6 protein-coding genes are annotated in these 7,862 nt (G+C 67.6%); 5 read left to right on the forward strand and 1 reads right to left on the reverse strand.

Features of this window, described 5'->3' with window-relative positions:
• Positions 1-97 precede the first annotated feature (97 nt).
• Both ACTHL9_RS06505 and ACTHL9_RS06510 read left to right on the forward strand, forming a co-directional pair.
• Entirely contained in the window at positions 98-355 is a 258-nt protein-coding gene (locus ACTHL9_RS06505) for a type B 50S ribosomal protein L31 (protein ID WP_138413693.1), read from the forward strand.
• 95 nt (positions 356-450) lie between these two features.
• Positions 451-1,509: a lipoyl protein ligase domain-containing protein gene (locus ACTHL9_RS06510; RefSeq protein ID WP_440518033.1), complete on the forward strand. Its 1,059-nt coding sequence runs from the start codon at positions 451-453 to the stop codon at positions 1,507-1,509.
• A gap of 3 nt (positions 1,510-1,512) precedes the next feature.
• On the opposite strand, the gene pepN is transcribed toward ACTHL9_RS06510, so the two are convergent.
• Positions 1,513-4,146, reverse strand: a complete 2,634-nt coding sequence (pepN, locus tag ACTHL9_RS06515) for an aminopeptidase N (RefSeq protein WP_440518034.1) — start codon at positions 4,144-4,146, stop codon at positions 1,513-1,515.
• A 115-nt stretch (positions 4,147-4,261) separates the two neighbouring features.
• Between pepN and ACTHL9_RS06520 the strand changes: the two genes are divergently transcribed.
• Genes ACTHL9_RS06520 through ACTHL9_RS06530 form a run of 3 tightly spaced genes read left to right on the forward strand, consistent with a single transcriptional unit; the run spans position 4,262 to position 7,647 of the window.
• Complete coding sequence (locus ACTHL9_RS06520) at positions 4,262-5,815, forward strand: circularly permuted type 2 ATP-grasp protein (RefSeq protein WP_440518035.1); 1,554 nt, start codon at positions 4,262-4,264, stop codon at positions 5,813-5,815.
• A gap of 57 nt (positions 5,816-5,872) precedes the next feature.
• The gene (locus ACTHL9_RS06525; protein ID WP_440518036.1) at positions 5,873-6,799 is read left to right on the forward strand and encodes an alpha-E domain-containing protein; all 927 of its coding nucleotides are present in this window, start codon (positions 5,873-5,875) and stop codon (positions 6,797-6,799) included.
• The gene (locus tag ACTHL9_RS06530; RefSeq protein ID WP_440518037.1) at positions 6,796-7,647 is read left to right on the forward strand and encodes a transglutaminase family protein; all 852 of its coding nucleotides are present in this window, start codon (positions 6,796-6,798) and stop codon (positions 7,645-7,647) included. The genes ACTHL9_RS06525 and ACTHL9_RS06530 overlap by 4 nt, the downstream gene beginning before the upstream one ends.
• Positions 7,648-7,862: the final 215 nt, after the last annotated feature.

Genomic DNA, 7,862 nt, shown 5'->3' on the forward strand with positions numbered 1-7,862 from the left:
CCCGCGCCCGTGCTAGAATTCATGGCTGGCCCTTCAATCGGGAGGGCGCTCACACCTGGCCTCTGGCAAAATCCAGAGCCCTAGCAAAGGTCCCATTGTGAAGTCTGATATCCACCCGAAGTACGCGCCGATCGTCTTCAACGATCTCGCCTCCGGCACCAAGTTCCTCACCCGTTCCACGGCGACGTCGGACAAGACGATCGAGTGGGAGGACGGCAACACCTACCCCGTCATCGACGTCGAGATTTCCTCCGAGTCGCACCCGTTCTACACGGGCAAGCAGCGCATCATGGACTCGGCCGGCCGCGTCGAGCGCTTCAACGCCCGCTTCAAGAACTTCGGCAAGAAGGGCTGATTCAGCCTCTGCCGCGCAAGAAGGCGCCGTCCCCGGGTGGGGCGGCGCCTTTCGCCGTTCCGAACAGCCTTTGTCGCCCGGGCTAGGCTGAGGGCGTGGCTGAATATCACGGCGAATACAAGGTGCCCGGCGGCAAGCTCGTAGTCGCCGACATCGCGGCGGACGGCGGCGTTATCACCAGAGCGAGCATCAACGGAGATTTCTTCCTCGAACCGGACGACGCCCTCGAGGACATCAACGACGCCCTGGTCGGCCTCTCGACGGATGCGCCCCACACCGCCATCAGCAGCGCAGTCTCGGAGGCAGTTGGTCCCGGTACCGTGATGTTCGGCTTCGACCCCGAGGCCGTCACCGTTGCCGTGCGACGCGCCCTCGGCCACGCCACCACGTGGACTGACCACGAATGGGAGATCATCCCGCCGACCCCTCTGCCGATAGCCCATCAGGTGGCTCTCGACGAGGTGCTCACCCGCGAGGTAGGCGAAGGGCGCCGGAACCCGACGTTGCGCCTGTGGGACTGGGACGAGCCCTCGGTCGTGATCGGAACGTTCCAGTCCTATCGCAACGAGGTGGATCCCGAGGGCGTGGCACGTCACGGGATCACTGTCGTGAGGCGCGTGAGTGGCGGTGGCGCCATGTTCATGGAGGCCGGGAATTGCATTACCTACTCTCTGTACCTCCCCACGTCTCTCGTCGATGGGCTCTCGTTCGCGGACTCCTACCCCTTCCTCGATGCGTGGGTGATGGAAGCCCTTGCATCCGTCGGAGTCAAGGCCTTCTACAAGCCCCTCAACGACATTGCGACGGATGAGGGCAAGATCGGCGGCGCCGCCCAGAAGAGGTTCGGCCACGGCGCGATGCTCCACCACGTGACGATGAGCTATGACATCGACGCCGACAAGATGACCGAAGTGCTGCGCATCGGCCGCGAGAAGATCTCGGACAAGGGAATCGCGAGCGCCAAGAAGCGAGTGGACCCGCTGAAGAGGCAGACGGGCCTGGACCGGCGCGCCATCATCGAGGCCATGATGTCCACGTTCGCGCGCAGGTACAACGCCCGGCGTAGCGCTCTTGGGGACCCCTCCCTCGCGGCGGCCCGGGAGCTGGCCGCCGCGAAGTTCTCCACTGAGGCTTGGCTTCACCGCGTTCCCTGACTCTTACGGGCGCTGCGAACGGGCTTGCGCCGTGAGCGCGCGCAGAAGATGGTCGCGCTGTTCGATCACGATCCGGCGAAGGGCGCGAGGGGCGTCAGGGTGCTCGGAAATCCACGCTCCGGCGCGCTGGACGACCGCGTCCTCATCCGGGACGGTCCCGGCAGGAAGATCCTGATCCGAAGGGAAGAGGCCTGCCACGAGACGGCTCGCGACTTCGTTCGATCGCTCGGCCCAGATTCGTTCGAGCGAATCGAAGTAGGGTGCCGCAAAGCGCGAGCGCAGTTCGGCGGGACCGAGCGAGAAGCCATCGATCGTGGCCCTCAGCAGCTCGTTCGAGAGCGAGTCCTCCTCGAGCATTTCCGTCCACAAGCTCTGTTTGACCGTATCTTCCGGGCGCGCGGCCGCCGCGAGCGTGTATCCCACGCGGCCTCGGGCTGTCGCATCGCGCGAGAGCTCGGCATCGAGCTCTGCAGCGGTGGCTCGGCCTTGCGCCGCGAGCGCCTGCCAGAGCAGCCAGCGAAGGTCGGCGTCCGCGGAGACGCCGGGCACGCTGCCGTCGTCGTCGAGCAGGGCCCGGACGAGTCCGAGCTGCCCGTCGCCGTGCCGGCTTCCTTTCGCCAGGGCCCGCGCCCAGGCGAGCTGCTGATCGGAGCCGGGATCAGCAGCCTTCAGCTGCTCGGCCACCGTTGCGAGGTAGCCGTCGCGCAGTGCAGGGCGCTCGTCGGCGTCGGTATAGCGCTCAAGGGCGGTCCGCGCGTTGTCGAGCACGGTCAGCAGCACCCCGATCGTCGTCTCTGATGGACCGAATTCCGCAACCGTCCGGACGTAGTCCCGAGCGGGCGCGTCGCCGTCGCGGACACCGTGCCAGAGGGCGGTCCAGCACAGCGCCCGCGCGAGGGGATCGGCGACGTCCCCCAACGAGGTGCGCACGGTCTGCTCGGAGGCGGGATCCAGCCTGACCTTCGCGTAGGTGAGGTCCTCGTCGTTCACGAGCAGCAGGTCGGGTGCAGGCAGTCCCGCGAGCTCAGGCACCTCGGTGAGCTCACCCGCGGCGCCGCCGGCGATGTCGACGGCGATGCTGTGCGTCCGGGTTATCGCGCCGCCCGCCGTGCGCGAGTAGAGGCCGACGCGAAGGCGGTGCGGGCGCGCGGCAGAGCTTCCTGTCACCGGATCGATCACTGTCTGCCGCACTGCCACCTTGGCGAGGCGGCCGCCGTCGTACTCCACCTCGGGTTCGAGCAGCGGCAGGCCCGCGGTCTGAAGCCAGGCAGCCGCCCAGGCTTCCATGGGGCGCCCGGAGGCGCGCTCGAGCGCGGCGAGCAGGTCGGCCAGGCTCGTGTTGCCATACGCATGCTGGGAGAAGTAGTCGCGCGCCGCCGCGAAGAACGCTTCCTCGCCGACGTAGGCGACGAGCTGCTTGAGCACTGACGCGCCCTTCGCATAGGTGATTCCGTCGAAGTTCTGCTCGGCGGCCTCGAGATCGGGCACGTCGGCGACGATCGGATGCGTTGTCGGAAGCTGGTCCTGGACATAGGCCCAGGCCTTCCGGCGGTTGGCGAAGGTGACCCAGGACGTGGTCCAGTCCGTCGCTCGGGAGACGCCCAGCGTGCCCATGTACTCCGCGAACGACTCTTTGAGCCACAGGTCGTCCCACCAGCGCATGGTCACCAGATCGCCGAACCACATGTGCGCCATCTCGTGCAGCAGCGTGTTCGCGCGGCCCTCGTACTGCGAGTCCGCGGCGCGGGACGCGAAGACGTACTGTTCGGTGAACGTGACGAGACCCGGATTCTCCATGGCCCCCAGGTTGTATTCGGGGACGAACGCCTGCTCGTACTTCCGCCACGGGAACGCCGGGGTGAAGACCGAGTGATAGAAGTCGAGGCCGCGCTTCGTCAGCTCGAAGATCCGGTCAGCATCGAAGTGCTCCGCGAGGGAAGCGCGGCAGTACGCGGAGAGCGGCACGGTGAGGCGCGCGCCGTCGTCAGCCATGCCCTCCCACGCGTCCTCCGCGTGGTGGTACGGGCCGGCGATCACGGCGGCGAGGTACGTCGACATCGGCGGAGTGGGCGCGAAATCCCAGCGGACGACGGCGGCCTCCTCGCCTTCGCCGTGGAGCGGCACCCGAGTGACGGGCGCGCCGTTGGCGGCGACGACCCACTCCTCAGGTGCGAGAACCGTGAAAGCGAAGGTCGCCTTGAGGTCTGGCTGCTCGAAGTTCGCGAAGTAGCGCCTCGCGTCGGCAGGCTCGCACTGGGTATACAGGTAGGTGCGCCCGTCTGCGGGGTCGACGAAGCGGTGCAGCCCCTCTCCAGTGCGGCTGTAGCGCGCCTGAGCCGTGACTTCGAGCCGGTTCCTCTCGGCAAGCCCTTCGAGCCGGATCCGGGCGCCGTCGTACACCGCCGCCTCGTCGAGCAGCCGGCCGTTGAGGACCACGCTCGTGACGGCCTCGCCCACGAAGTCCGCGAACGTTGCCGCCCCGGGCTGGGCGCGGAAGTCAATGGTGCTCGTCGTCTCGAAGGTCCGCTGCGCGGCAACCTGCGCTCCTCGCAGATCGAGCGTGACGTGGTACGACTCGACGGCGATCTGCCGCGCCCGCTCGGCGGCTTCCTCGCGGCTCAGGTTCTCGTTCGGCACGCGGCCATTCAACCACGGCGCACCGACACGGTTCGGGGATGCGGCGGGCGCCTGGAACACGCCCGGAGGCCCAGTCGATATGCGTGGCGCGTTGATTGGTGAAAAGCTAACCCCTATGTCGGATCTCTTCGAGGACTATGCCGTAGCCGCGGCCCGCACGGGCGCCTACGACGAGATGTTCGCCCCCGACCAGGTGGCCCGTCCCACGTACCGCCAGCTCGCCGGGACGCTGGCCAGCCTCGATCTCGCCGACGTCAGCTCCCGCGCCGATTCGATGGCTCGGACGTTCCTCGATCGCGGCGTCACGTTCGACTACGCGGGGGAGGAGCGGCCCTTCCCGCTCGACATCGTGCCGCGCGTCATCTCGGCATCGGAATGGAGCGTGCTTGAGCGCGGGGTCGCCCAGCGCGTCCAAGCGCTCGAGGCCTTCCTCAACGATGTCTACAGCAAGATGTCGGTCGCAGCCGACGGCGTGATCCCGCGGCGGATCATCACGTCGAGCAAGCACTTTCACCGGCAAGTGCACGGATTCGAGCCCGCGGGCGGCGTCCGCGTGCACATCTCGGGGATCGACATCGTCCGGGACGGCGCGGGGACCTTCCGCGTCCTCGAAGACAACGTGCGCGTTCCCTCTGGCGTCAGCTACGTCATCGAGAATCGGCGCGCCATGGCGAAGGGCCTTCCCGAGGCGTTCAGTCGGCAGCCGATCCGGCCTGTCGAGGAGTACCCGCGCCGGCTCCTCTCAGCCCTCCGAAAGACCGCACCGGCCGGCGTCGAGGATCCGACCGTCGTCGTCCTCACTCCCGGCGTGTTCAACTCGGCCTACTTCGAGCACACCCTGCTGGCGGGCCTCATGGGCGTCGAGCTCGTGGAGGGCAGGGATCTCATCTGCCGAGGGAACCGCGTGTACATGCGGACCACGGAGGGCGAGCAGCGTGTGGATGTCATCTACAAGCGCATCGATGACGACTTTCTTGATCCACTGCAGTTCCGCTCCGACTCGATGCTCGGGTGCCCGGGACTCGTCAACGCGGCACGCGCCGGGGGCGTCACCATCGCGAACGCGGTGGGCAACGGCGTGGCCGACGACAAGCTCGTCTACTCGTATGTTCCGGACCTGATCCGCTACTACCTCGGCGAGGAGCCGATCATCGCGAACGTGGACACGTTCCGCCTCGAGGAGGAGGCAGCCCGGGAGGAGGTCCTGGACCGTCTCGACGAGCTCGTGGTCAAGCCCGTCGACGGATCCGGAGGCAAGGGCCTCGTGATCGGCCCGGACGCGACCAAGGAGGAACTCGACACCCTTCGGCGTCGCCTCATCGCCGACCCGCGCGGCTGGATCGCGCAGCCCGTCCTCCAGCTCAGCACCGTTCCAACCCTGAGCGGGGACAGATTCGGCCCCCGGCACGTCGACCTCCGCCCCTTCGCTCTCAACGATGGCGACGACGTCTGGGTCCTCCCCGGCGGTCTCACGCGGGTTGCGCTCAAGGAGGGCAGCCTCATCGTCAATTCAAGCCAAGGCGGCGGCTCCAAGGACACCTGGGTGCTCGCAGAGTCGCGCAACGTCCCCATCGAGACAGAGCCGCGGCATTCCATCAGCATCCGCGAGCGGACGAGTGTCTGGCCGGTCGAGAGCAGTTGGCGTGACCGCCAGGCGGAGCAGCAGTGATCGCTCTCCTCAGCCCGAAGCCCAGCACTCTCTTCGCCCTTGCCCCAGGAGGCACCTTTGCTCAGCCGCATCGCTGAATCCCTGTTCTGGATCGGGCGCTACGTCGAGCGCGCTGACGGGACCGCCCGGATCCTCGATGTGCACCTCGAACGCCTCAACCACCTCCCGCCGGAGGACCAGCACAGCGTCGCGCAGGAGCTGCTCGCCGTCATGGGCTCGCGCCCGGAGAACGATGACTTCGGGCTCTCCGAACTGCTCCAGATTCTGGCGTACGACCGCTCGCACGCGACGTCCATCGCGGGGTCCCTCGGCGCAGCCCGGGAAAATGCCCGGCGTGCACGGGAGACCGTCTCGTCGAGCCTCTGGGAGTGTCTCAACACCACCTACTATGGCCTGAGTCAGCACCGCAAGGACGTCGTGGGGACCTACCGCTTCTGCCACTGGGTCCTTGAGCGGACCGCGATGGTCGGAGGCCTGACCGACACCACCATGAGCCATGACGAGAGCTGGCTGTTCCTCGTGCTCGGACGTTCGCTCGAACGCGCCGACATGACCGCCCGCATGCTGTCTACGCGCGAGGTGCATACCGCGGGCATGTCCTGGGTCAACATGCTGCGGTGCGCCGGAGCCTACGAGTCCTTCCTCCGCACCCGCCGCGTGTCGTTCGACGACCGGCACGCGGCCGAGTTTCTGCTCATGGACCGCCTGTTCCCACGGTCGATCGTTTATGCGCTGCGGGACGCCGACGAGGCACTCGCCAAGCTCGACCCTTCTGACACCCGTCTAGGGCTCATCAACGATGCGCGGCGGATCGTGGGACAGGCCCGCACCTTCCTCGAGTTCCACCGGACGGATGAGCTCATGGCTGAGCTGCCCGAGCACATGGAGCGCGTCCAGCGGGCGGTTGCCCAGGCATCGGACGCCATTTCGCGCAAGTACTTCAGTCGGGCTGACGAGCAGGCCTGGGTGGGAGAGGTGTCATGACCCGGTTGAGGATTGTCCATCGGACGGCGTACCGCTACAACCAGCGCGTCACCTTGAGCTACAACGAGGCCAGGATGACGCCCCTCACCGAACCCCAGCAGGTGGTGCTCGAGTCGCAGGTCCGGGTCCTGCCCTCCCAAGCCGCCGTGAGCTCCTACAAGGACTACTGGGGAACGCGGGTCACGGCCTTCGACATGCAGCTCCCGCACGAGTACCTCGAGGTCACATCGACCACCACGGTCGAGGTGCATCGCGTCGAGCGAGTGCCCGCCGACGGTGCCATCGTCTCCTGGGAGCGCCTGAGGAGTCCCGAGGTCGAGGACCAGTTCAGCGATTGGCTCCCGCAGTCGCGACTGTCTGGTCCCGGAACCGAGGTACTGGGCATCGTCCCGGGACTCGCGGGTGACCTCGATCCCCACGCTGCGGCCCATGCGGTCTTCGATTGGCTGCGGGGCGAGATGCGCTACATGCCCGGAAGCACCGGCGTGACCACTGACGCGGAGCAGGCGTGGAAGCAGCGGCAGGGCGTCTGCCAGGACCTCGCCCACCTCGCGATCGGATCGCTGCGGAGCCTCGGCATCCCGGCCCGCTATATCTCCGGTTACCTCCATCCGCGGTCGACGGCGGAGATCGGCGAGGCGGTGGCCGGCCAGTCCCACGCGTGGCTTGAGTGGTGGGACGGGGAGTGGCGCAGCTGGGACCCCACCAACCACAAGCCGGCGGGGGACTATCACGTCACGGTGGCGCGTGGGCGGGACTACCGGGACGTCCCGCCGCTCAAGGGGATCCTCTCGGGCGGCGGCGGCTCGCATCTCGACGTCTCGGTGGAGATCACCCGCCTCGCCTGACCACCCGTGGCCACCTCCCACCCGACGCGTGGTCACCTCCCACCCGACGCGTGGCCAGTTCCCGCCGGACGCGTGGCCACCTCCCGCCGGACGCGTGGCCAGTTCCCGCCGGACGCGTGGCCAGTTCCCGCCGGACGCGTGGCCAGTTCCCGCCGGACGCGTGGCCAGCTCCCGTCGCCTGTGGATAACTTCAGGCAGCAGCGCTGAATTCATGT

The organism is Sinomonas sp. (assembly GCF_051955515.1).
Lineage (GTDB): Bacteria > Actinomycetota > Actinomycetes > Actinomycetales > Micrococcaceae > Sinomonas.

Excerpts from the sequence above, each read along its gene's own strand:
- ACTHL9_RS06520 (WP_440518035.1), top strand. The coding sequence starts at position 4,262 with ATGTCGGATCTCTTCGAGGACTATGCCGTAGCCGCGGCCCGCACGGGC.
- ACTHL9_RS06530 (WP_440518037.1), top strand. The coding sequence starts at position 6,796 with ATGACCCGGTTGAGGATTGTCCATCGGACGGCGTACCGCTACAACCAG.